The organism is Herbaspirillum huttiense (assembly GCF_047300815.1).
GTDB lineage: Bacteria > Pseudomonadota > Gammaproteobacteria > Burkholderiales > Burkholderiaceae_D > Herbaspirillum > Herbaspirillum huttiense_A.
On record NZ_CP178608.1, the window covers coordinates 4177205 to 4201005 of the forward strand.

The 23801-nt window shown below is 65.4% G+C and carries 19 protein-coding genes; 5 read left to right on the top strand and 14 right to left on the bottom strand.

Annotated elements, in window-relative coordinates:
- Nucleotides 1-52: 52 nt before the first annotated feature.
- Nucleotides 53-964 (top strand): catechol 1,2-dioxygenase, encoded by a 912-nt coding sequence (gene catA / locus ACLRDN_RS19145; RefSeq protein WP_413457579.1) that lies wholly within the window; start codon nt 53-55, stop codon nt 962-964.
- Between the two features lie 81 nt (nt 965-1045).
- Here catA and ACLRDN_RS19150 read toward each other — a convergent pair whose 3' ends face one another.
- Nucleotides 1046-1948 (bottom strand): LysR family transcriptional regulator, encoded by a 903-nt coding sequence (locus ACLRDN_RS19150; RefSeq protein ID WP_413457580.1) that lies wholly within the window; start codon nt 1946-1948, stop codon nt 1046-1048.
- Nucleotides 1949-2374: 426 nt separating this feature from the next.
- On the opposite strand from ACLRDN_RS19150, the gene ACLRDN_RS19155 reads away from it, so the two are divergent.
- Nucleotides 2375-3391: an AraC family transcriptional regulator gene (locus ACLRDN_RS19155; protein WP_413457581.1), complete on the top strand. Its 1017-nt coding sequence runs from the start codon at nt 2375-2377 to the stop codon at nt 3389-3391.
- A gap of 371 nt (nt 3392-3762) precedes the next feature.
- Complete coding sequence (locus tag ACLRDN_RS19160) at nt 3763-4854, top strand: porin (protein WP_413457582.1); 1092 nt, start codon at nt 3763-3765, stop codon at nt 4852-4854.
- A gap of 61 nt (nt 4855-4915) precedes the next feature.
- Here ACLRDN_RS19160 and ACLRDN_RS19165 read toward each other — a convergent pair whose 3' ends face one another.
- From ACLRDN_RS19165 to ACLRDN_RS19195, 7 genes are all read right to left on the bottom strand, one after another.
- On the bottom strand, nt 4916-8179 hold the full coding sequence (locus ACLRDN_RS19165) for an ATP-binding protein (protein WP_413457583.1): 3264 nt from the start codon (nt 8177-8179) through the stop codon (nt 4916-4918).
- An 8-nt stretch (nt 8180-8187) separates the two neighbouring features.
- Nucleotides 8188-8847: a response regulator gene (locus ACLRDN_RS19170; protein ID WP_413457584.1), complete on the bottom strand. Its 660-nt coding sequence runs from the start codon at nt 8845-8847 to the stop codon at nt 8188-8190.
- Nucleotides 8837-9694: an EAL domain-containing protein gene (locus ACLRDN_RS19175; RefSeq protein ID WP_413457585.1), complete on the bottom strand. Its 858-nt coding sequence runs from the start codon at nt 9692-9694 to the stop codon at nt 8837-8839. The genes ACLRDN_RS19170 and ACLRDN_RS19175 overlap by 11 nt, the downstream gene beginning before the upstream one ends.
- Before the next feature lie 11 nt (nt 9695-9705).
- Nucleotides 9706-10476 (bottom strand): molecular chaperone, encoded by a 771-nt coding sequence (locus ACLRDN_RS19180; RefSeq protein ID WP_413457586.1) that lies wholly within the window; start codon nt 10474-10476, stop codon nt 9706-9708.
- Nucleotides 10473-13085, bottom strand: a complete 2613-nt coding sequence (locus tag ACLRDN_RS19185) for a fimbria/pilus outer membrane usher protein (protein WP_413457587.1) — start codon at nt 13083-13085, stop codon at nt 10473-10475. The genes ACLRDN_RS19180 and ACLRDN_RS19185 overlap by 4 nt, the downstream gene beginning before the upstream one ends.
- Nucleotides 13086-13095: 10 nt before the next feature.
- Nucleotides 13096-13800, bottom strand: coding sequence for a molecular chaperone (locus ACLRDN_RS19190; protein WP_413457588.1), 705 nt, complete (start codon nt 13798-13800; stop codon nt 13096-13098).
- Nucleotides 13801-13925: 125 nt separating this feature from the next.
- On the bottom strand, nt 13926-14453 hold the full coding sequence (locus ACLRDN_RS19195) for a fimbrial protein (RefSeq protein ID WP_413457589.1): 528 nt from the start codon (nt 14451-14453) through the stop codon (nt 13926-13928).
- 278 nt (nt 14454-14731) lie between these two features.
- On the opposite strand from ACLRDN_RS19195, the gene ACLRDN_RS19200 reads away from it, so the two are divergent.
- Together ACLRDN_RS19200 and ACLRDN_RS19205 are read left to right on the top strand one after the other, a co-directional pair.
- Nucleotides 14732-16165 carry a fimbrial protein gene (locus ACLRDN_RS19200; RefSeq protein ID WP_413457590.1) on the top strand — a complete coding sequence of 478 codons (1434 nt, stop codon included), beginning with the start codon at nt 14732-14734 and terminating at the stop codon, nt 16163-16165.
- 260 nt (nt 16166-16425) lie between these two features.
- A complete protein-coding gene (locus tag ACLRDN_RS19205) occupies nt 16426-17715 on the top strand; it encodes an O-acetylhomoserine aminocarboxypropyltransferase/cysteine synthase family protein (protein WP_413457591.1) in 1290 nt (429 codons plus the stop codon).
- A 66-nt stretch (nt 17716-17781) separates the two neighbouring features.
- Here the strand turns inward: ACLRDN_RS19205 and ACLRDN_RS19210 are convergent, their stop codons facing one another.
- The 6 genes from ACLRDN_RS19210 to ACLRDN_RS19235 all read right to left on the bottom strand — a co-directional run bounded on the left by ACLRDN_RS19210 (nt 17782) and on the right by ACLRDN_RS19235 (nt 23734).
- Entirely contained in the window at nt 17782-18888 is a 1107-nt protein-coding gene (locus ACLRDN_RS19210) for an LLM class flavin-dependent oxidoreductase (RefSeq protein WP_413457592.1), read from the bottom strand.
- Between the two features lie 41 nt (nt 18889-18929).
- Complete coding sequence (locus ACLRDN_RS19215) at nt 18930-19937, bottom strand: NrtA/SsuA/CpmA family ABC transporter substrate-binding protein (protein WP_413457593.1); 1008 nt, start codon at nt 19935-19937, stop codon at nt 18930-18932.
- Nucleotides 19938-19997: 60 nt separating this feature from the next.
- Complete coding sequence (locus ACLRDN_RS19220; protein WP_343726132.1) at nt 19998-20753, bottom strand: ABC transporter ATP-binding protein; 756 nt, start codon at nt 20751-20753, stop codon at nt 19998-20000.
- The gene (locus ACLRDN_RS19225; protein WP_413457594.1) at nt 20753-21529 is read right to left on the bottom strand and encodes an ABC transporter permease subunit; all 777 of its coding nucleotides are present in this window, start codon (nt 21527-21529) and stop codon (nt 20753-20755) included. Before ACLRDN_RS19225 ends, ACLRDN_RS19220 begins: the two co-directional genes overlap by 1 nt.
- A gap of 225 nt (nt 21530-21754) precedes the next feature.
- Nucleotides 21755-22786, bottom strand: a complete 1032-nt coding sequence (locus ACLRDN_RS19230) for a DUF4105 domain-containing protein (protein WP_413457595.1) — start codon at nt 22784-22786, stop codon at nt 21755-21757.
- A 45-nt stretch (nt 22787-22831) separates the two neighbouring features.
- Nucleotides 22832-23734 carry a LysR family transcriptional regulator gene (locus ACLRDN_RS19235; RefSeq protein WP_413457596.1) on the bottom strand — a complete coding sequence of 301 codons (903 nt, stop codon included), beginning with the start codon at nt 23732-23734 and terminating at the stop codon, nt 22832-22834.
- Nucleotides 23735-23801: the final 67 nt, after the last annotated feature.

Consider the following 23801-nt stretch of genomic DNA (forward strand, 5'->3'; position numbering starts at 1 on the left):
GACCGACCGCACCCACCCCCACACATATCCAACCAGAGACAGGAGAGACAACGTGGACAAGAAAGCCATCGACGCCGTACTGCAAAAAATCGAAAGCACCGAACTCGCGGAGGGCAACCAGCGTGTCAAGACCGTCGTCAACCGCCTCGTGCGCGACATGTTTTATACGATTGAAGAGCTGGATGTGCAGCCGGAAGAATTTTGGGCTGCCGTGGATTATCTGACCTCGGCCGGCAAGTCGGGCGAGTTCGGCCTGATCGCCGCCGGCCTGGGCTTCGAGCACTTCCTCGACCTGCGCATGGATGAAGCCGAAGCGCGCCGTGGCGTGCAGGGCGGCACCCCGCGCACCATCGAAGGACCGCTGTACGTCTCGGGTGCGCCCGAGCAGAAGGGCTTTGCGCGCATGGACAAGGACCCCCAGCCGGGCGACACCCTCTTCATGCAAGGCCAGGTCTTCGACGAACACGGCAAGCCGCTGGCCAATGCGCTGGTGGAAGTCTGGCACGCCAATCACCTGGGCCGCTATTCCTTCTTCGATCCGGACCAGAGCCCGTTCAACCTGCGCTGCTCCATCCGTACCGACGAGCAAGGCCGCTATCGCTTCCGCAGCCGCGTGCCGGTCGGCTACAGCGTGCCGCCGGGTGGCGCCACCGACCGCCTGCTCAACAAGCTGGGCCGTCATGGCAGCCGTCCTGCGCACATCCACTTCTTCGTCACCGTGCCGGGCTATCGCAAGCTGACCACGCAGATCAACATCGCCGGTGATCCGTACCTGTGGGATGACTTCGCCTTCGCTACCCGCGAAGGCCTGGTGCCGGAACTGAAGCACGTCACCGATCCGGCCGAGATCCGCAAGCACGAAGTCGATGCACCCTTCTATGCCATCGAGTTCAACTTCAACCTGCTGCCGGAACAGAACGACCTGCCCAAGGCCGACATCAATCGTCCGCGTCTGGCCGCGTGATATTGCGCTGACCTGAACGACCACGGGCCATGCGATTGCATGGCCCGTGTGCATTGCACCTGGCGCATGGAAGATCTGCGATCAGGCGTATTGCTCGGCATGCATGCGTGCAATCGAGGCTGCGGTGGCCCGCAATGTTTGCAGCAGCAGCGAGCGGTCATTGGCGCGGAAATTCATGATCACCGGCGAATGCACGCCCTTGTTCGACAGCGGCCGGTACACCACATCCGAACGGTGCAGCCCCTGCACCGAACGCGGCACCAGGGTCACGCCCACGCCGGCGGCGACCAGTCCGATGGCGGTCTGCATCTCGTTGGCTTCCTTGACGATGGCCGGCCGCAGGGCGCGGCTGGAAAAGATGTCCAGCACCTGGTCCGCATAGCTGGGACGGGGCTTGGCCGGATAGAGAATGAAACGTTCCTCGGCCAGCTGCGCCAGCGTCACCTTGCTGCGCGCCAGCAGCGCATGGCCCAGCGGGAACACCGCCACCAGCGGCTCTTCCACGATGGTCTCGCAGATGATGTCGGGGTCGCTGATGGGCAGGCGTCCGAAGCCGACGTCGATGCGGCCGGACTTGAGCGCCTCGATCTGTTCCATGGTCACGATCTCGGAAAATCCGATTTCGATTTCCGGCATGTCGGTGCGAAAACGCTTGATCATCTCCGGCAGCAAACCATACAGCGCCGAGGGCACGAAACCGATGTTGAACCAGTGCTGCTGTCCACGGGCGATGACGCGCGTTCCTTCCTCGATCTGTTCCAGCCGGGACAATATCTGCAAGGTCTGTTCGTAGAAAAACTTGCCCGCCATGGTGAGCGCAATCGGACGCGAGGCGCGGTCGATCAGCTCGGCCCCGAGCATTTCCTCGAGCTGGCGGATCTGCCGGCTCAGGGGCGGCTGGGCGATGTGCAGCAATTCGGCCGCACGGCTGAAACTGAGCGTGCTGGCGACGGCATTGAAATACTTGAGATGACGCAGTTCCACTATACCTCCGAGGCATACCATGATGCTGATTTGATATTGTACGTTCATCGGCCGAGCGCATAGAATCGACGATCAGCCGGCCGCAGAGCCGTGCCCCAGAGCAACGAGGCCCGCGTCCACGACAGCAGGGCCCGTCCAGAAGACCCTAGAGGAGACCGACATGTACCCACCCGCCCGCACAGGCCTGCCCTGGCCCGCCCACGTCCGACGATGCCCGATGGCGGGCATGAAACTTGCAACTTCGCGCTAGCAAACGCCGCATGCACTGGCTGAGGGAAAGCAGCCAGCGCACAGCTCGTTTGCATCGTCCATGAAGGTGCAGGGCAGACCGGCAGCGCCGCCGTCTGCACGCAGCAGCACCCCTACCCGGTCTCACCGTCCTTCCGCCACCGGCCCCGTGCGGAGGGACAGCGTTAAGAGGTTAACATGCTCAACACTGTCCATGCGCTCAGTCTGGAGCCCTTGTATCGCCGCCGCGTTTTCCAGTCCACCCGCAAGGTCGACTGCCACGCGCAGGTCGCCAACGAACTCTCGGAACATGACCTGTTCTGGAAGGGTGACGATGTCGATACCGTGCTCTTCAAGGCAGCGATCCAGCAGTTGCAGATCTTCATGCTCAAGTATGGCGCCGAGGTGGTCGTGCGTCCGCGCCTGTTCAACGGTTTCGCGCTGGTCCACATGACGCTCTCGGGCAGCGCCGAGATCGAGTCCGATGGCCGCAAGGTGTGCATCCCGCAAGGCCACACCGCATTGATCGCACCAAAACGCAATCTGCGCCTGTGGTGGCAGGCCGGTTCCGAGCAACTGATCCTGAAGGTGCCGCTGGCCCTGTTCGACGAATTGCGCGCGGTCGGCCAGCGCGGGCCGATGGATGTGCCCTCGGTGTTCCTGCTGCCGCAGCAGGCCGCGCCTTATTGGGACTTGCTGATCCAGTCGCTGCTGCGCGTGCTGGCCCTGCCCGGCCAGGGCGCAGGCCAGGGTGAATGGGTGCAGCACTTCGAACGCAGCGCTGCGCAATTCCTGCTCTCGCAACTGACGTCCACGGTGGAGCCCGTGCATGCCTCCAGCAGCGGTCAACGTGCGGCCAGCGAATCGGCCGACAGCCTGGTCGGCGCCGGCAAGCTGCAGCGCCTGGACATGCTGGAGCGCTACATCCGCAGCCGCCTGTGCGCGCCGCTGGCGCTGGCCGACCTGGCTGGTGCGGCCGGCGTGAGCGTGCGCGCGCTCAATGCGCTGTGCCATCAGCAATATGGCGTGGCCCCGATGGACCTGCTGCGCAACATCCGGCTCGATGCCGTGCGCGAACGCCTGCTCACGCATCCCGGTGCCAACATCACCGATACCGCCTTCGAGTTCGGTTTCGGGCATCTGGGACGGTTCTCGGCTTACTACCGCGAACGGTTTGGCGAATTGCCCAAGCAGACGCGCAGCGTCACGCGCTGATTTTTTCGACCGCCGGACTACGTACCGGCCCTCTCGACAATGGCATCGGCACGGTGCCATTTTTTTCGTCCCTGCACCACGCGGCGGCATTGTCCATCGTTCTTGCACCAGCGCGCAGCAAGGCTCACACCGCACGCCTCCCCTGTGAAAAAAACGGATAAGCCTGCGGCTGCATGATGCAAGCGGCGGATATTTTTCGGTCCCTTCCTTCACTAAGATCGCCGCAGCAAGCACTGGCATGCGCGTGTCCACGCACGCGGCCTGTCGAGAAGTTCATCCGTGCTTGTTACCACCGCGCTTCAGGACCTGCGTCCCGGCCAATCCGGTGTGCGCGGCCCTGAAGACTCAATCATCAGCAAATGGGGAAGAACATGAAGAAATGGGTCGCAAGCGCCATGGCGCTCACGGCAATGGCTTGTACGCAGCAGGCGCTGGCGCAGAGCCAGGTCAGCGTCTACGGGATCATCGATACCGGCGTGGTCTATACCAACCACGCCAATGCAGCCGGCAACTCGGTGCTGAAAATGCCGAGCCTGACATCGTCGTTTCCGTCGCGTCTGGGCTTCAAGGGGACCGAAGACCTGGGCGGCGGATTGCAGGCCATGTTCGTGCTGGAGTCCGGTTTTTCGGTGGACACCGGCGCCATGGGCCAGGGCAATCGTCTCTTCGGCCGCCAGTCTTATGTCGGCCTCAAAGATAGCTGGGGCAGCCTGATGCTGGGACGCCAGGTCAACATGACTTACCTGGTCACGGCCAAGTCGGATGTGATGGGACCCAACCTTTTCTCCATCAGCAGCATCGATGCCTACATTCCCAATGCACGCAGCGACAACGCCATCGGCTACCTTGGCAGCTTCAGCGGTTTCACGCTGGGCGCCACCTACAGCTTCGGGCGCGACACCTCCACGGCCGGCGGTGCCAGTGCCACCGGCTGCCCGGGCGAAGTGGCGGGCAATGCCAAGGCCTGCCGCCAGGTGACCGGCATGCTGGCCTATGACAGCAGCCGCTTTGGTGTCTCGGGTTCCTACGACATCCTCTACGGCAACGCCGGTGCAGCCAATGGCCTCACCAGCAGCGACAACCACGACCAGCGTGTCACGCTCAACGGCTACGTCATGCTGGGCAACAGCAAGATCGGCGGTGGCGGGATCGACCGCAAGACGCGCGCGGCCACCGGCAATACCGATTCCGACCTTTACTACCTCGGTTTCTCCACGCCCCTGTCAGCCGCGCTGGTCCTGGATGCGCAGGTGGCCCGCCTGAACATCAAGGGGTCGGCCAATACCTCCACCTTGTCGGTGGCGCGCCTGACCTACAACCTCTCCAAACGCACGGCGCTGCATACCTCGCTGGGCTACATGAAAAACGCGGGCCGGGCCGCCATCCCGCTGGATGTGGGTGGCACCGTCGGTGCCGGCATGAATCAGCTGGGGGTGATGACGGGGGTGCGGCACACCTTCTGAATCGGCTGAGGCCGGCGCGGTCCCGGTGCGCGAGCACGGGGCCGCGACAACCTGTTGTCGCTCAGCTGGCAGAGTCCATGGCGTGCATCCATTGCCTGCAGGCTGCCAGTGCGGTGCTCTCACCGGCCGTGATGGCGTGCTGGAGTTCGACGCTGCGCGCGGCCAGGTCATCGCGCCCCATGGCTTGCAGACCGCCCTGCAGGCGATGCAGGATGCGCAGCACGCGCGCATGCTCACCGCGCTCAATGGCCTGCTGCAGCTTGTCCTTTTCCACCGGCCAGCTCTGCCGGAATGCTTCCCGCAACACACGTTCAAACGGATCGACCGGCGCCACCTGCACCGAGGGCGCTGGCGTGGTGCGTACCAGGCGCACCAGGATCTCCTGCATCTGCTGCAGTGAGGCCGGCTTGGTCAGCAGGGCATCGAAGAGCGCCTGCGGCAGTTGCGCCAGACTGCCCGGACCGGCCGCGGTAGTGGCGATGATGCGGGCGTGCGGCTGCTGCTCCCGCACGCGCGTGGCCAGCGCCACGCCATCCAGACCGGGCATGCCCAGGTCGGTGATGAGCACATCGGCCGGGCGCGCCTGCCATTGCGCGAGCGCGTCCAGACCATCGCGGGCCAGCCGCGGAGAGGTGCAGCCCAGCGCCTGCAATTGCTGCTGCATCAAGGTCAGGTTCACATGGTCATCCTCGGCTACCAGCACGTCGAGCCCGGCGGCCACACTCACGAGCTCTGCCGCCGCTTGCGGTTCCACAAGGGCAGGCCGGCTGCCCAGCGCGCGCAGCCAGTCGTGCCGGTCGAAGGCGCTGACCTGCTGCCAGCCAGGCGCAAGGCTGGCGCGAATGACCACCTCAGGGCAGATCAGCACGGCTGGCACGGCTTGGTTTTCTGCGCAGGCGATGAAATCATGCACGCAATCCGGTGCGACCAGATGGATTGCGGCGGCAGACGCGCTGGCACTGTCAATCCGCGCTGCGCCCCACACGGCGAGATAGTCGCAGAGCGTGGCCGCCATGTCCGCATCGTGGCAATGCAGTACCACGGTCTTGCCCGCCAAGGGACGCGGCAGCGGCAGCGCACCGCCACCCTCGGCCAGCGGCAGCGTGAGCTCCGCACCAAAGATGCTGCCCCGGCCCGGCTCGCTGTCGAGGGTGATATCGCCTCCCATCAGTTCGGCCAGGCGCCGGCACAGTGCCAGGCCGAGACCGGTGCCGCCGAAGCGCTGGCTGATGCTGTCGTCGGCCTGTTGCAGCGCTTTGAAGATGCGTTGCCGCGCACTGGGCGAGACCCCGATGCCGGTATCGCTGACCTCGAAACGCACCGCCATGCGAGAAGGCTCACAATGCAGGAGCCGCACCGACAAGCCGATGCGCCCCTGCGCCGTGAACTTGACGGCATTGCCGACCAGGTTGTGCAGGATCTGCATCAGCCGCCGCGGATCACCGAGCAGCGGCGCTTCCAGCGCCACGGCGGGCAGGCAGGAGAAGGCCAGTCCCTTGTCCAGCGCCAGCGGTGCGAACAGCTGCGCGCACTCTTCCAGCAAGTCGTTGAGCTGCAGCGTTTCCGAGGCCAGCGTGATGGATTGCGATTCGATCTTGGTGATGTCGAGGATGTCGTTGACCAGCCCCATGAGCATGTCGAAGGCACGGCGAATCAGCTCGATGCGTTGCCGCTGCGGCAACGGCAGGTCTTCCCGCGCCAGCAGCTCCATATGCCCGATGGCCCCATGCAGGGGCGTGCGGATCTCGTGGCTGACCTGGGCCAGGAACATGGACTTGGCCTGGTTGGCGCGGTCGGCCATGCTCTTGGCTTCGCGCATGAGGGCTTCGTGCGCCTTCTGCATGTTGAGATCGATCATGCCCAGCAGCAGCACGTCCTGGCCCGAGAAGCGCGTGCGCGACCAGACCGCGCCCAGATGGCTGATGCCGCCATCGCGCAGCGGCAGTTCGGCTTCGATCATGGCCTGGCGCAGATTGTCGCCGACCCGCACCGCAGTGAGTATCTGCGCATAGAAAGCCGCGCTGGGCAGCGCCGACTGCTCCAGCATGCGCGAGGCCACCGCGTTGCGCAGCACCACCTCGCCGGAGCCGGGCGCATAGACGGCAATGCCCACGGGCAGGGTATCGATGATGGTCTGGCTGAACTGGCGGCTCTCCACCATGGCCAGTGCCTTCTTCTGCAGCGGTCCGATCACGCAGCGGTCGAAATAGAGGGTGGCGACCCAGACGAAGAGCAGCGCAAACAATCCCCACACGGCGCCCGTGGTGAAGTTGCCCTGCAAGCCGGCCAGCACGTCGCGCCAGGTGAAGGTGAGCACCACCACCCACTCCGGTCCCTCGATGGTCTGGGCAATGAAGAAGCTGCCATCGTCGTGGAAATGGCCGACGTGATCATGCGGATCGGTAGCATGCCGCACATGCTCCTCGATGTGGCGCATCAGCTGCGCATTGACGTGCGGATCGGGCGCGCTCAGCAAGCGTGTGCTGCCCTGCCCTTCAAACACCATCAGGCCGGGCATCTCTTCGTTCTTCATGAAGAACTGGCGGAACTGGCTGGCCGGCACCGAGAACACTGCCGTTGCCTGATCGCCTTTGTCCAGCGCAATGCGCACGGCCAGCCGGGTCACGGCCGAGCGCTGCAGGGGCGCGCTCAGGGCCGGACTCATCCACAGCACGCGCTGCCCGGTGCTGCCCTGGGCGCGCGCGGCCCGTTCGCGTTCGGCGGCGAAGGCGGCATCGACGGGTGCGCTGATGGCTCTGATGGTGGGCGAGATGCCGGACCCGCGTACCTCTTGCTCTTCTGCGCCGGACAGCGGTGGCGAGATCGCCAGGAAGCCGGCGTCGGCGGTATAGATGAAGCCGTCCAGCGTGACCCCGGGCTCGGCCGGATTGAACATCGGCAAGGCCGAGGCCTGCCGCAGCAGGAGCAGCAGGGTGGCCAGGCGCAGGCGGTCGGCAGCGGTGTCACCGCGTATCACGAGGGAAAAGGGCACCACCGTCAGACTCTCGGGACTGCGGGTGATCTCGCCAGGATCGACGCGCTCGCTGTAGGTGTCGAGCACCATCAGTTCCTTCTTGTAGAGATGCTGCAGACGGCCATACATCTCGGCGAACTGGACCACGCGCGCGGTGAGGCGATCGACCTCGGACTTGATCTGCTCGCGCTTGCTGGTGAAGCTGCCGATCTGCCGTTCACGGAATTGCGTGAAGGCGCTGTAGCCCAGAAACATCACGGCGCAGACGATGGCCACCGACAACAGCGTGGCACAGCCATACAGGAGCCGGCGATAGTAGCGCTCCGAGAGGGCAAGGATCTGGCGCGGCATCGCGGCTCTCAGTGGCCCAGGCTCTGGAAGATCCGGCTCAGTTCGACGTCATTGCTCACGCCCAGCTTTTTCATGGCCGCCACCTTCTGGTTGCTGATGGTCTTGGGACTGCGGTTGAGGCGCTCGGCGATGTCGCTGATGGACATGCCCTGGCAGATCATGCGCGCCACCACCAGCTCGCGCTCGGACAACTGGGCCAGCCCGGTCTGGCGTGCGTTGACATTGAAGAGGCTGCCCAGCAAGGCCGACGACAGCGACTGTGGCAGATAGACCTGGCCGTGGTGGACGCTGCAGACGGCTTGCGGCAGGTTCACGAAATCACTGCGGTTCTTGCCGATGAAACCGGCCGCCCCCAGCTCCAGTGCGCTGGAAACGATCTGCGGCTGGGCATGGGCGCTGAGGAAGATCACCTTCATCGCCGGATGCTGGCGGCGCAGGCGCTTGAGCAGGTCCAGGCCGTCGGCCTGGGGGTCATCATCAAAGGCATAGTCGCACAGCAGCACGTCCACCGGATCGCGCTCGAGGCAGCTCATCAGTTGCGTGATGCTCTCGGCCGAGAAGACCAGTGCCAGGTCGGCACACGTGGCCAGGATGGCTTCGATGCCCCGCAAGACGACCGGATAATCATCGGCAATTCCAACCCGTATCAATGTCCCCTTAGTGGCCATGTAGGCATTCCCTTTCCTGCGCTGGTTCGGTGGTGGCCGCCCTGCCCCGGCGGCGCTGCATCTGCCGGAAGAACTCCGGCATCGCCAGTGGCCTGGCGAAATAATATCCCTGGAAGCGCCGCACCCCCATCCGGCGCAGACGTTGCCACTGCCCCCGGGTCTCGATGCCTTCGGCGGTGACGGTCGCATCGAACTCGGCGGCCAGGCTGACGATGGTTTCGATGAGGCGACTGTACAGGGAATTGCCCTGCATGGCAGCAACAAATGAGCGGTCAAGCTTGAGGCAGCTGACGCGGCCACAGGCCAGCTGGTGCAGGCGCGCGTCGCCGATGCCGAAATCGTCCAGGGCGATGGCGATATCGGCCCGCTCGCACTGGGCGAACAGGCGGCGGCAGCGCTCCGGCCCGAGGTCGGCACCGCGCTCGGGCATCTCGATCATCAGCTGCAACTGGGGCCACGGCAGGCGGCGCAGCAGGGCCTGGCACTGGGCCACCAGCGTCTCGCCCGCCAATTGCTCGCCACAGGCATTGAAGGACAGCACGAAGGGCTGGCGCAGGCAGGCAGGTGCGCTGCCCCACGCCGTGCGTACCTGCTGCAGCATCTGGCGCGTGGTGGCGGCCAGCAGGCCCTCCTCGGACAATCGCTCCAGGAAAACCGCCGGTGCCAGCACACCGGCGTGCGGATGCTGCCAGCGCATCAGGATCTCGGCTCCCTGCCAGTCGCCGTCGGCCCCGACGATGGGCTGCAGGAAGGGCTGGAACTGGCGCCGCCGCAAGGCCAGCAGCAAGTGCCTGCGATCCATGGGCGGGACAGCGGCCGAATGGCCGCAATGAGCGGGGGCATGCATGGGAATTTCCTTCATGGCAGGTTGGGCAGCATCAGGGACCTTGCGTGATCGCTGGATCGCCCGTCGTCATCGATGAGCTGGAAGCTCAGGCGCGGGTTCTGCCACGGCAGGGTGGCATCGTCCACGGGCAGCACGAAGACCTGTTCGCCGTAGGGCGGTGCCATCTGGTCGGGAGCCGCGCGCGGCACCAGCTCGCGGCTACCGTCGCTGACCCGCAGGCTGGCAAGGGAAGCAAAATAAGGGCTGTCATTGCGGCAGACCAGGACCCATTGCCCGGCTTGCCATTGCAGCCGGAAGTGCAGTGCATCGCTCCACTGCGGCCCCGGATCGGCAAGACCGGCAGGACGATGGAACACCTTGATCTGGGTATTGAGCCCGAGCAGCAGGCGCGGCGCGCTTGCCTGCGGCGCATCCGCCAGCAGGGGGATCTCGTAGAGATTGAGCCAGAACACCGATTCGCGATCGGTCGGCAGCGGCTCGCCGGTGGTCAGCACCCGGACCTGGCTGATGGCCTGCGGCGACAGCCGCTGCACGGCGGGCAGGACGAACAGCGCAGACTGGACCGTGTCCGGGGCCTGGCTGCCCTCGCCCTGGTCCACCCAGCTCTGTACCACCACGGCATGCGGGTTGGTATTGGCCAGGCGCAGGCTGAGTTCGCGCGCGCCCTGGCTGAAGACCAGGCGCGTACGCTCGGGCATGAGCCCGGCCTCGGCACGCGTGCAGCAGAGCATCATGGACAGCAGCAGCCAGCGCGCCAGCCGGCCGATCCGGTGGCGGCTCATTGCGGCACTCCCGTTGCGCGCGGTGGTGCGGCCTCTGCCGGCAGGAACTCGGCACGGCGGGGTGCGGCCACACAGGCCGCTTCCAGCCGGATCAGCTCCTGCGCCAGGTCCTGCCCCTGCAGGTCGTAGCGGGCGGCGCAGCGCTCCTGCTGGCCATCGCCCCAGCGCACCAGCAGCTCGCCCTGCAACTGGTCCGTGCGCAGATAAGCCTGGCTGCCCTGCCCGACCATGCCAATCACGCTGCCTTGCGCATCGAGCACGTCGGCTCCCATCGGCAAGGGCGAGGCGCCATCACGCTGCAGGCGGATCAGCAGTGCATGGCCGGTGCGCGTCCTGAAACTGAGCTTGAGCGTGGCCCCGGCATAGGGGATGACGGTACGCTGACTCTCCAGCAGTTCGGTCTTGTGGCCCTTGCCGCTGGCCGCCAGCTCGACCACGTTGCGATGATAGGGCGAGAGCGAGGGCAGCAAGGCGTAGCCGTGGCTGTCGATCACCGCGCCCTGGCCGTTGAAGAGCCGCGCGCCTTCGGCCCCCTTGGCTTCGACCAGGGCAAAGGTATCGCCCAGGTAGGGACCGAGCGTGATGCCGCCGGCATGCACTGCGAGCGCACCGCGCACATTGCCGGCCACCTGCCAGTAGCGGCGTCCGTGCGTGAGATTGAGATTGAGGTTGGCCTTGGGCAGACGCGCGCCGAGGTTGCCGTTGACGCTGTCCTGCTGGCCGCCCGCCACGTGGCTGGCCCCTACGCTGTAGCTGAGATGGCGTTCGCCCGCCAGCATGCCGGACACCTGGGTCTGATAGAGGTCCTGGTCCGCCGCCCTGACGACCGATGTGCTGGCGATGGGCCGCTCCCCGCCCTCGCGCCCCAGCGGGATCGACAGCGACAGCATCAACGAGGAGCCCGGTTGCGCCACCGCCGCCAGCCGCCCGTCCAGATCATTGGCGCTGCGGGCCACATTGCTGACCTGCTGCCGCTGGAAGGCGAGGTTCAGGCTCACGCCATTGCGCCACAGGGTGGAATACCCGAACTGCAATTGCCTGATGCGGCTGCGGTCATGGTGGAAGGTCTGGGTCAGGCCGGAGAGATAGAGCGAGCCCAGGCTCCCCAGCTGCTGGCTGAGCGAGAGATCGATGCGCGAGTGCTGCTGGTAGCTGGTGGAACTGGCCAGCGAAGAGAATCCGGTACGCCGCACCTGGCGCTCGCTGATCACGTCGGCCAGTTCGCGGTAACCGGACGTGGAGTAGCGATAGCTGGCGATGGAGAACTGCGTGCCGGTGACATCGAAGGCCCGTGAATACGACAGGCCCATCATCCAGCCACCGCGTGCACCGCCACCGGTGTCGGCATGCGAATAGTTCAGCGACATGCCCAGCGAACCCGGCGGCCCGGCCAGGGTGGTGCCCAGCACCGCCGACTGATAGGCCGGGGCCAGGCGCAGCCCAAGGCTGCCGGTCATGCTGTTGCTCAGCCCGCGCTGGACCAGCGCATCCACGAACGGCAAGCTGCTGTCGGTATCACGGGTGCGCCCCAGCGTGAGGCTGTAGCGCGTGCTGCCGGGCCGCATCGATTCCGGCAGCGCCGAGTAAGGCACGCTGAAACGGGACCGGGTGCCATCGGCCTCGATGACGGTGACGTCGAGATCGCCGTTGTAGCTGGTCGGATACAGATCGTCGATCACGAAACTGCCCGGGGCGACCGTGGTGCGATAGATATCGCGCCCCTTCTGGCTGACGATCACCTGCGCGTTGCTGCGGGCACTGCCGCGAATGACCGGTGCATAGCCGCGCTGCGAATCGGGCAGCATGCGCTCATCCGAACTCAGTTCCAGTCCCTGGTAGGCCAATCCCGACAGCAGCTTGCCGGAGGTATAGCTCTGGCCCACCGTCAGTTCGCTGGTCCAGTCGGGCAAGGCACGGCGGGCATAGGTGCGCACCGGATTCCAGCGCAGTCCGCTGCGGCTGTCATAGCCCAGGCTGCCTTGCTGGCGCAAACGCCACAGGCCCAGGTTGACACCGCTGTTGGTGAAACCATAGACCGAGCTGCTGCTGCCCTGGGCAGTGTGGGCGTAATACTGGCTGATGCTGTAGTTGAGGAAGCCCATGCTGTCACCCGCATCGTAGAGCGCGGGATCGATATAGCCGCGTGCCACATGGTTGCGTTGCGCCTGTGGGAGGCTGACGTCCAGCCGCAGGCGCGACAGATCGAACACGGCCTGCGCTCCCGGTGCCAGCTCGTCGATGCGGGCGCACTCACGCTGGCCCAGCTGCGCTACCAGATCCTGGCGCAGGTCGAGCAGAACGGCGTCCTCGGCCTTGAAGCAGGCCGCCGCGCCCATCCCTTCGACCAGGTCGAAGCGTAACGCGCGGCGGTGGCTGTAGCTGCCATTGACAAACACATCCACACTGTAGATGCCGGGCTCGACATTGCCCACGCGATTGAAACGCGACAGGCTGCCCTTGTTGATGGGCGAGGCCATCTCCAGCGATTCCAGGAATTGATAGCTGCTCTCCGGCTGGCCGGCCCCGGCCACCGGAGAGGCCAGCAGCCCGGCCCCGAGCGAGAGGACGGATCGAACCACGCGCCGCAGACGCGAGGGATGCACGCTCACCGTGGCCTCCTCACCGCAGGGGATAGTCGCGCTGCACTTCCACACCCACATCGTTGAGCAGACGCAATCGCATGCGCATGCCCGCGCGGTCAGCCGGCAGGTGTTCCAGCGGCCAGCGCAGTTCCTGGAAAGGCTGGATCACCGTGGTCCTGGCCAGCGCCTGTGCCTGGCCACCCAGCACCAGATCGGCCTGTTGCACCATCAGGTGATAGCCACTGCCGTTGCGCACCACCATGCTGGCCGTGCCATCGCTGCTGTCGATGGTGAAGGAGAGCGCCTCCGGAGCGCGTGCCGCATCGGTCTCGGCGGCCAGGGCGGGGGGGCGATAGAAGACTTTCATGCGGCTGCGCACGGTCAGCACCAGCTGATTGTCATTGACCGAATCGGCCTTGAGGGCTGGCACCTGCAGGAAATTGAGAAAGAACAGCGACTCGCGGTCCTGCGGCAGCGCCGCGCCCACGTAGGAGAGCCGCACCACCTGGCCGCCATGCGGCTCGATGCGGAACACCGGCGGAATGACCAGGAAGGACGAGGCCTGCCCATCGGGCCGGCCGGCGTGTCCGTCATCCAGCCATAGCTGGACCAGATTGGGATGATCGTCAGGGTTGCTGAAACGCAGCACCTGCTCGCCGGCGTCGGCCGGATAGATGACGCGCGTACCGAGCATGGTCACGCTGGCGCTGGCGTGCGCATTCAGCAGGAAGACCAGCAACATGAGGAGACCTGCGCGCAAGCTTGTTCTGTTCATGGCAAAAACGGGAATGCGCCGCCGGGAGCGATCCCGGCAGCGACAGGGGTGAGACCTACGGGGAAACGGAAGTCCGCGCCCGGACGGGCGCATCAGAAGTAGTCGAGGGCGTACTGCACCGAACCAATCACGGAGCCGGCTTCGGCCGCGGCGCCTTCGGCAACGTAGCGTACGGCAAAGGTATGCGAAGCACTGGTGCTGCCGGCGGCGATCTCCAGCCCCTCGGCCGACACGCCGCTGCCTCCCACCAGACTGATCGGATCGCCGCCGACGCTCTTGCGCAATTGCAGCGCCACGTTCTTGGCGCTGCCCAGGTTGGGAATGTTGTTGCCGCTGGTGGCGGCGCTGGCCAGGAACTGCGTCTTGATCTTCAGCTTGTCGGTGGCCGATGCCGTGCAGCCGCTGACACTGACGACGAAGGGCGTTTCCCCGGCCGAGGCACCTGCCGCCGCCAGGTCACCGGTGGCCACCGTGGGCAGCAGCACCACCGGATTGGCTGCGCCATCGACCATCACCTGGCAGGTCTGGCTGTTGACCTGGCCACGGAAATTGATGGTACTGCCGGCCGCCAGCACCAGCGACGGCGAGACCAACAGCAGAATTGCGAGATGCTTTTTCATGTTTACCCCCAAGGAGAATTCGGTCGATCCACGAAGAATGCCGACGCCAACCGATGCGTGCGGCACCAGACGAATCATAGGCAGGCAGGCGGCACAGCAGAATCGGCACAGCCCCAAGCAGCCGTCGGCCATGTCTGATTCGCGCATAGGCCAAATCCCAAACGCGGGCCCCGCCGCACAATGGGATTTGGCCCATGCGCATTGCAGAGGCGGCCCATGTCGCGCGCAGGCGTGCTGCGCGAAGATGCGGGGCTTCCCATTCCTGCCGGAGTCATCCTTTGTCCGCTCGCCCGCCCGATCACGCCAGGCCCGGCGTGCCTGTTGCATGGTTCCTGCCGCGCCCTTTGCACCTGCTCTTAGCCTTGCTGGCGCTGTGCCTGCTGTCGGTACCGGCAGAGGCCATCTGCAAGCGCAACAATCGCATCGACTATCCCTTTACGCCCTTGAGCGATGGCGGGTCGGCCCAGTTCTGGTTCGGCCGCATCAATCTCGCCAGCACCGCCCTGCAGCCGGCCGGCACGCTCCTGGGCAGCGCGGTGGCCACGGCCGCCGAGGCCTCCGGCATCAGCGGCGATACGCTGCTGTGGACTTGTGACCTGGCCGATGCCGGGCAGATCTCCGAAGTGTTTTCCACCAATGGCGATGACCGCGTGGGCGGCTTTGCCGAGATCGGCACGCAGGATGGTTTGCCGGGTTTCTACCGCACCTGGTTTCCCGGTGTGGCGATCCGGCTCACGCATCTGCGCTCAGGCAAGGTGTTTTCGCGCTATTACCAGTCGGCCCGCCTGGAGAATTACGACGTCGATGAAGCCGGCAAGAAGATCCTGATCCGCGCCAGGCATCTCAGTCCGGTCAAGGCCGAGATCGCCCGTGTCTCCGATCTCAGTCCGGGAACCGGCACCAGCAACTGGTGCGGCGACCGTCCGGACAACCGGCTGCAGGCGGCCGTTCCTTACCGCTGTCTGCAGCCCAACGGCTACCTGATGCTGCGCGGCCCGGGCTACAACCGCGCCAGTGGCGACATGGATGATGATGGTGAAGACCACGCGACGCGCTTCCTCTTCTTTGGTGCCGCCAACGGCATCGCTTTCGGCATGCGCCAGGCCGCCACCCTGAGCGTGCTGCCCTCGTGCGTGGTACAGAACGTGACGCCGGAAGTGGTTTTTCCGACGATCTCGGAAGAGGAACTCAACCAGGGTGGGACACGTCAGGTGGAATTCACGCTGGCCTTTCGCTGTGACGAGGGCGTCAATACCCGCCCGCCGGCCACCGCCGGCACTGACGACAACCAGACCGCCTTTGGCATTCAGGTCTCACCGGGCGCACTGGCCGCAGCGCGGCAGCTGGGGTATGTGAACCAGGACCAGGGCGTGCGGTATCTGCTCTCGGACTATTACGGCCTGGATCCTTCCCTGGCCAAGGGTGTGGGCATCAGCCTGAGCGACAGCGACAGTCAGCAGCCGATGCAATTCCTCAGTTCGCCGCTGGCCGGACAAGGATTATCCCGGCCACTGCCAGCGGGTCGCAACGCCGGATGGTATCGGCTCGATGCCAGCAATGCATCGCGCTGTCTGCCGCCGGCACCTGCTGCGCCCGCGTATCAGTTCACGGTGGAAAAGCGGCTGACCGCCACGCTGCAGAAGCTGCCGGGAAAAACCGTGGCAGCGGGACGGGTGTTTGCCACCGCCTATGTGATCGTCAAGGTGCAGTGAGGCGCGCGGCCGGTGCGTGACCGGCTGGGGCCGGAGCGCCCGCAGGCAAGCTTGCCCTGCATGCCACCCATCGTGACTGATGCAGTGTTACCGAGCAGTTCGAATACGGATGGAGATTGGCCTGACATCGATGCGACCTCTCCGGCATCGGGCGCATATGCTTATGAGAAATCATTTCTTGGCGCGCCCTGCCCGCTCGCGCTAGCGTCTGGGATGCGACAGTGTTCCCGCATCCCATTCACGAGAAAAAGAGAGACGACATGCCAGACAACCCGCAATGGAAATTCGAAACCCTCTCCGTCCACGGCGGCTACGATCCTGATCCGACCACGCGCGCGGTGGCCGTGCCGATCTACCAGACCGTGGCCTTTGCCTTCGACGATACCCAGCACGGTGCCGACCTGTTCGACCTGAAGGTCCAGGGCAACATCTATTCGCGCATCATGAACCCGACCCAGGACGTGCTGGAAAAACGCCTGGCCGCACTCGAAGGCGGCATCGCCGCCCTGGCCCTGGCCTCCGGGCAGGCCGCCGTGACCTACGCGATCCAGACCATTGCCGAAGCAGGCGACAACATCGTCTCGGCCTCCACCCTCTATGGCGGTACCTACAACCTCTTCGCCCACACGCTGCCGCAGTTCGGCATCCAGACGCGCTTCGCCGATCCGCGCCAGCCGGAGTCCTTTGCGCCGCTGATCGATGAGCGCACCAAAGCCATCTTCATCGAATCCATCGGCAATCCGCTGGGCAACGTCACCGACATCGCCGCCGTGGCCGAGATCGCACATCGCCATGGCGTCCCGCTGATCGTGGACAACACCGTGGCCACGCCCTACCTGCTGCGTCCCTTCGAACATGGGGCCGACATCGTGGTCCACTCATTGACCAAGTATCTCGGCGGGCACGGCACTACGCTGGGCGGGGCCATCGTGGACTCGGGCAAGTTCCCTTGGGCCAAGCACAAGGAACGCTTCAAGCGCCTCAACGAACCGGACGTCAGCTATCACGGCGTGGTCTATACCGAAGCGCTGGGCGAGGCTGCCTACATCGGCCGCGCGCGCGTGGTCCCGTTGCGCAATACCGGCGCAGCGCTCTCCCCCTTCAACGCCTTCCAGATCCTGCAGGGCATCGAAACCTTGTCCCTGCGGCTGGATCGCATCACCGCCAATGCGCTGGCCGTGGCGCAATACCTGAAGCGCCACCCGAAGGTGCGCTGGGTCAACTATGCGGGGCTGGAAGACCATCCCGACCATGCGCTGGCGCAGAAGTATTTCAAGGGCCGCGCCTCGGGCGTACTGACCTTTGGCGTGGCCAATGGCCGCGACGGCGGGGCGCGCTTCCAGGATGCGCTGCAACTGTTCACGCGGCTGGTCAACATCGGTGACGCCAAGTCACTGGCCACGCATCCGGCTTCCACCACGCACCGCCAGTTGTCGCCCGCCGAACTGGAGAAAGCCGGCGTGACCGAAGACACGGTGCGCCTGTCCATCGGCATCGAGCATATCGATGATCTGCTGGCTGACCTGGAACAAGCCTTGCAGTCGGCGTGATCTGATCTGTCCTCAAAAAAAATGGCTCCGCATGCGGAGCCATTTTCGTTTCAGGCAGTGGATAAATCAGGCGGCCTGCTTTTGCGCTGCCCGTTGCTGCAAGCGCTGCGCCACCAGCTCACGCGTACGCGGGATCAGTTCACGGCCATAGTCGATGGCATCTTCCAGCGGGTCGAAGCCACGGATGAGGAACGTGGTCACGCCCAGATCGTAATAATCCAGCAGCGCCTCGGCCACCTGCTCGGGCGTGCCGACCAGCGCCGTGGAGTTGTAGCGTGCACCAGTCTCCCTGGCGATGGCCGTCCACAGGCGCTTGTCGACCCGGTCGCCCTTCGCGGCGGCAGCCAGCAGGCGGCGCGCGCCTTCGCTCTCTTGCGGTCCGGTGTAGGCCGGATGGCGTGTGCCATTGCCCGAGCGCAGGCGGCGCGTTTCATCGAGGATGCGTTCGGCACGCGCCCACGCCTGCTCCTCGGTGGCCGCCAGGATGGGGCGGAAGGACACCGAGAAACTGATCTCGCGTCCATGCCGTGCTGCCTCGGCGCGCACGCGTCCGGTCAGGTCGCGCACCTGCTCCAGCGATTCGCCCCACAGCGCATAGACATCGGCATGGCGGCCGGCCACCGGAATGGCGGCCTCGGAGGCCCCGCCGAAGAAGATCGGGAGTTGCGGCTGCTGCAGCGGCTTGACTTCAGAGTACGCCTGCTCGAAACGATAGTGCGCACCCTGGTGATCGAAGGGCTTGTCGGCAGTCCACACCTGGCGCAGGATCTGCAGGTATTCATCGGTACGGGCATAGCGCTGGTCGTGATCGAGGTAGTCGCCATCACGGCGCTGTTCGATGTCGGAACCGCCCGAGATGATGTGCACGCCCAGCCGTCCACCGCTGAAATGGTCCAGCGTCGCCAGCTGGCGGGCCGCCAGCGTGGGTGCGACGAAACCCGGACGATGCGCCAGCATCAGCTGGATGCGCTGGGTAGCAGCAGCCACTTGCGCGATGGTGAGGATGGCATCCGGGCCGTTGGAGTGATACGGCACCAGCACCCGGTCAAAGCCCGCCTCTTCGTGGGCGCGCGCAAAGCGCAGCAGGTAGTCGGTGTCGATGGCCGGCCCGACCGAAGGATGGATCTCGGAGTTCTTGTGGGTGGTGACCATGCCGATGAAATTGACGCTCATGCTTGCTCTCCTGATGGCCTGCGGGGCAGGCGGTAGATGAATCAGACCTTGACGATGTAATCGGAAACTTGCACCTTCTGCGGCAGGATCTTGCGCGCGGCCAGCCAGTCGGCCGCGCCCTGGAAGGTGGCGATGAACTTGGCGTCGTCGGTGCCGTGGAATTCCCAGCGGCGCGCCAGCTTGATGAGCGAATCGCGCACCGCGTCGGAATAGCCGGCATCCTTCTGCGCCAGGGTTTCGGCCTCGCGCGGATTCTTGCTGATCCACTCGCCCTCGGCGCGATAGGCAGCGTTGACGGCGCGCACGATGTCGGCGTTTTCTTCGGCGAACTTGCGGTGCGTGACGTAGGAGTTGAAGTCGATCAGGAAATCGAGGTCGCGTCCTTCAAAGAAAACGTCATGCGCCTTGTACTCCACCCGCGCGATGTCCACGCCCGGGCTCCACATGGACCACGCATCGACCTTGCCCTGCGAAAAAGCGGGGCCGGCATCCGGCGGATTGAGGTAGACGAAATTCACCTTGTCGCGCGCGATGCCGTGCTTTTCCAGTGCGGCCACCAGCAGGAACTCACCGAGCCCGGAGCGATTGACCGCCACCGTCTTGCCGACCAGGTCACTGACCTTGTTGATGCCCGACCCATCCTTGGCGATGATGGCCGTGCTGCGCGGCTCGACCACGGCGAACTGGGTGAATACCAGCGGCGAACCGGCGATCATCGCGGCCAGTGCGGGGGTAGTGCTGCCACCGAAACCGAAGTCGGCACTGCCACCGGTGACGGCCTGCAACGACGGCGCATGGTTGGGGAAAGGACCGACCCACTGCACCTTGATGCCATCGCGGGCCAGCGTCTTTTCGAACTCGCCGCGCGTACGGGCGATACCGGGCAGACCACCCTTGCCCCAGGCCAGGCGCACCGTATCGGTATTGCGCGACTTGCCGGCGGCGCGCGCCAGCAGCGGCAGGCCGCTGGCGCCGAGGGCCGCGCCGCCCAGCGCAGCTTGCAACAGTTGACGACGATGGAGATTGGCAGGCTTGGAATCGTGGGACATGAGCATTAAGCAGGATTTAATGAGAAGAAAAACAGCATTCAGGAAAACTTAATGCCGCCGCTACGCAGCCTGGGCGGCCACCACGCCCAGCTCGGCCAGTAACTGCGCACGCAGGGCCTGGGCAGCAGGATGGCTGCGGTCGTGGGCTGCTTCGGGAGCGACGCGGACATCATTGGCAATGGCCCCTTCGCGCATGACCAGGATGCGATCGGCCAGGACGATGGCTTCATCCACATCGTGCGTCACCAGCAGCACCCCGGGGCGATGGCGCGCCAGCAGCTGGCGCACCAGGGCATGCATGCGGATGCGAGTGAGCGCATCCAGCGCGGCGAAAGGTTCATCGAGCAGCAACAGGCGCGGCTCGCGCACCAGGGCGCGTGCCAGCGCCACGCGCTGGGCCTGGCCACCGGAGAGATTGCGCGGCCAGTCGTCGAGCCGGTCACCGAGGCCCACTTCTTCCAGGGCGGCTTGCGCCAGCGGCTTGCCCCGGCGGTCATCGAGGCCCAGTGAAACATTGCGCCACAGCGGATCCCACGGGATCAGGCGCGGTTCCTGGAACACCACGGCGGGCTGCGCCGGTCCGTCGATGCGGCCGCCGTCGATGGGGTCCAGCCCGGCCAGCGCGCGCAGCAAGGTGGTCTTGCCGCAACCGCTCTCGCCCAGCAAGGCCACGAATTCGCCGCGCGCAATGCGCAGGTTCAGGCCTTGGATCACGGTGCGTTGTCCGTAGCGGCGCTTCAGGCCGGCCACGCTCACGGCCAGTTCATCGGCCGTGGCGGGGTGCAGGGTATGGCGCTCAAACAAGGTCTCGCTCATCATTTCCCCTTGGCGGCGTAGTTGGGATGCCAGGCCAGCAGGCGGCGCTCCAGCAGGCGGGCGATGGCGTCCGACACCACGCCGATGCCGGCATAGATGACGATGGTCAGCACGATCACGTCGGTCTGCAGGAATTCACGCGCATCCATGGCCAGCGAGCCGATGCCGGTATTGGCAGCGATGGTCTCGGCAATCACCAGCGCCAGCCAGGCGACGGCCAGCGCATAGCGCACCCCGGCCAGGATCGACGGCAGCGCGCCGGGCAGGACGATGCGGCGGATCAGGGTCCAGTTGGACAGGCCTGTCACGCGGCCCAGCTCCAGCAGCTTGGGATCGACCTGGCGGATGCCCAGCACGGTATTGATGTAGATGGGGAACAGCACGCCCAGCGAGACCAGGAACACCTTGCCACCCTCGCCCACGCCGAACCACACGATCACCAGCGGCAGCGCCGCCAGGAAAGGCACGGCGCGCACCATCTGCACGCTGCGGTCCACCAGCGCCTCGGCCAGGCGTGAGAAGCCCACCAGCGTACCGAGCACGAAGCCGATGCTGCCGCCGATGGCAAAGCCGGCAGCGGCGCGCAAGAGGCTGGCACCAAGGTCCGACAGCAGGCGGCCCTGGGCAATCAGGTTCAGTGCGGTTTGCAAGACCTTGCTAGGGGCCGGTAGCACCTGCGGCGAGAGCACGCCGGCACGGGCCAGTGCTTCCCAGGCCAGCAGCAGCACCAGCGGTGCGGTCCATGAAATGAGGAAGAGGCTGCGTGCAGTAAGCACCCGCGGGCTGCGCGGCGTTGTCTCGGGCGCAGCAGAGGCGGAGTCAGCCCCGCCGCCGGCAGGGGAAAATGATTGACCGCTTCGGGCATGGCGTTTCCTTCTCGGTGGTAGCGAGGATGCACCCGGCAGGCCGCCGGGTCGTGCAAAGAAGGAAATCGTAATCAGCTTCGCGGCGAGGGAATACGAATGATTTTGTGTTTGGATATCCGGTAAACGGATTAGGCTTCAGCGCAGCTCGGCATTAGGCACACCCGGTACCCCTTGCCGTATGCGCTTGCTGTAGTCCTGCTCCGGGCCGCTTTGCAGCGCGCGCTCGGTGATGCGCCCGGCCGCCTGCAATTGCGCGAAGCGGTAGCCCGGCGTCAACACGCCCTGGTCGAAGACGTAGTGCGCAAAGTAGCCCGAGAGCAGCAGCCGGACATCCAGCGGCAAGGAGGGCGAAAGACGGCGTGCCAGTTCAAAGACGATGGTGGTGCAGTTGCTGGTGAGGGTGTTGTAGAAACGCGGACGCTCCCGCAATTGCGCCGCACGCTCCAGGTAGCCGAGGAAGACCCGGCGCAGCTGGTCCGGACGCAATTGCAGCCGATAGAGATACACATCCTCCCCGCGCGCATTGGTACGGGTACGGATGATGTCGGTTTCGTCGGCGGCGACGATGACGGTCTCGAACTTGCGGAAGAAGCCGCCCAAGGCCGAGAAGGCTTCATCGCGTTCACGTCGTATTTCCAGCGAAAACACCAGGCGCCGCCCATCGGCAAAGCCAAATGACACCAGCGTGTGCGCAATGGCCGGGCCCATCCAGTAAGACAGCACCAGATCGGCCGAAACCAGTTGCGAGAGATCGTAGCGGCGTGACTCCCAGCGGATGTCGTAGTCGGTTTCGCTGCGCCAGGTGAAGTTGCGTACGTTGTCCAGTTGCACGATGTCGCCTTGCACCTGCGGCACCAGCAGGCGCGCCACATCGTCGGCCCAGTCGCGCTCGTGGCTGGGGCGAATGCTGTTCCACCACAGCGCCATGGCCATGCCCGCCAGCACGAAGGCCAGCGGCCCCCAGCGCAAGGAGAGACCCGGCAGGCCCGGCGCACCCGCCACCAGCGCCAGCGTTGCGGCCGGTGGCAGGCTCCACAGCACGATGGCCACGATGCGCAGCCAGGCCGCCACCGGCAACTGGAACCACAGCGCAAACCCGCCCCACACCGCCAGCCCCAGCGTAAAGAAACCCAATACGATCAACAGCGCTGCTTGGAGAAAGAACATCGGTACGTTTTCTGGTCGGATGAAGAGGAGAGCGAAGCGGCCGGCTCAGACCATTGTAGCGGCGTGAACCTGCACCGGCTTGCTGGCACGTAACGCGGCGATCATGTTGCGCACCGCCGGGGCCCGCTCAAATCGGCGATAGACGGCGGCCACCTCGGAGACGATGGGTGCGCCGGCCAGCGCCCGGTAGCTGACGTTGGGCAAATTCACCACCGTGGTGAGTACCCCCGGCACCACGGCCACGCCGGCGCCCACGGCCACTTCGGCCAGCACGGCCAGCAGCCCGCCGGGCCGGCTCAGGCTGCGCGGCACCAGACCGCCGCGCCGCCACACTTCGCGGCTGCCCAGTTCCTGCTCGGGGAGGATGAAGGCTTCACCGGCCAGGGCGCGCGAGCGGATCGCGCCGTCATTGGCGGCCAGCGGATGATCCGAGGGCAGCGCCAGGCAAAAGCGGTCGCGCAGCAGCACGTGGGATTGCAATGTCTGCCCCAGCGGCACCGGCAGGCGCACGAAGGCGATATCGAGCTTGCCCTCCTCCAGCGCGGCACCAAGCTGCAGCATCGGCCACTCGCGCGCATGCACCAGTACCTGCGGCCAGCGCTGGCGAAAGGTGCTGAGCTGCTGTTGCAGGATGCCGCCGAAGACTGCCGAGCCAACATAGCCCACCTCCACCCGCCCCAGCTCGCCACGGCCTGCGCGGCGGCCGGCATCGATGGCCTGGTCGAAGCGTGCCAGTGCGGCACGCGCCTGGATCACGAAATCCTCGCCCGCCGAGGTCAGCGCCACCGAGCGCTTGCTGCGCACGAACAGCTGGCACTGCAATTGCCGCTCCAGTTGCTGGATCTGTACGCTCAGCGTGGGCGGGGCAATGCCCAGCAGCTCGGCGGCACGGGCGAAATGCAGTTCGTCGGCCACGGTGAGGAAATAGCGCAGGTGTCGCAGATCCATCGAAACGGGCTCCTGGGTGCGGTTGAAATGGGAGACGGATAATTAGCTTATACCTAATTAAAAGACG

Bases quoted from the DNA above. Each gene is read 5' to 3' on its own strand.
- ACLRDN_RS19210 (WP_413457592.1), bottom strand. From the start codon at position 18,888: ATGAGCGTCAATTTCATCGGCATGGTCACCACCCACAAGAACTCCGAG.
- ACLRDN_RS19195 (WP_413457589.1), bottom strand. From the start codon at position 14,453: ATGAAAAAGCATCTCGCAATTCTGCTGTTGGTCTCGCCGTCGCTGGTG.
- ACLRDN_RS19175 (WP_413457585.1), bottom strand. From the start codon at position 9,694: ATGCATGCCCCCGCTCATTGCGGCCATTCGGCCGCTGTCCCGCCCATG.
- ACLRDN_RS19190 (WP_413457588.1), bottom strand. From the start codon at position 13,800: ATGTTGCTGGTCTTCCTGCTGAATGCGCACGCCAGCGCCAGCGTGACC.
- ACLRDN_RS19215 (WP_413457593.1), bottom strand. From the start codon at position 19,937: ATGTCCCACGATTCCAAGCCTGCCAATCTCCATCGTCGTCAACTGTTG.
- ACLRDN_RS19230 (WP_413457595.1), bottom strand. From the start codon at position 22,786: ATGTTCTTTCTCCAAGCAGCGCTGTTGATCGTATTGGGTTTCTTTACG.
- ACLRDN_RS19205 (WP_413457591.1), top strand. From the start codon at position 16,426: ATGCCAGACAACCCGCAATGGAAATTCGAAACCCTCTCCGTCCACGGC.
- ACLRDN_RS19170 (WP_413457584.1), bottom strand. From the start codon at position 8,847: ATGGCCACTAAGGGGACATTGATACGGGTTGGAATTGCCGATGATTAT.
- ACLRDN_RS19220 (WP_343726132.1), bottom strand. From the start codon at position 20,753: ATGAGCGAGACCTTGTTTGAGCGCCATACCCTGCACCCCGCCACGGCC.
- ACLRDN_RS19160 (WP_413457582.1), top strand. From the start codon at position 3,763: ATGAAGAAATGGGTCGCAAGCGCCATGGCGCTCACGGCAATGGCTTGT.
- ACLRDN_RS19155 (WP_413457581.1), top strand. From the start codon at position 2,375: ATGCTCAACACTGTCCATGCGCTCAGTCTGGAGCCCTTGTATCGCCGC.
- ACLRDN_RS19180 (WP_413457586.1), bottom strand. From the start codon at position 10,476: ATGAGCCGCCACCGGATCGGCCGGCTGGCGCGCTGGCTGCTGCTGTCC.
- ACLRDN_RS19165 (WP_413457583.1), bottom strand. From the start codon at position 8,179: ATGCCGCGCCAGATCCTTGCCCTCTCGGAGCGCTACTATCGCCGGCTC.
- ACLRDN_RS19235 (WP_413457596.1), bottom strand. From the start codon at position 23,734: ATGGATCTGCGACACCTGCGCTATTTCCTCACCGTGGCCGACGAACTG.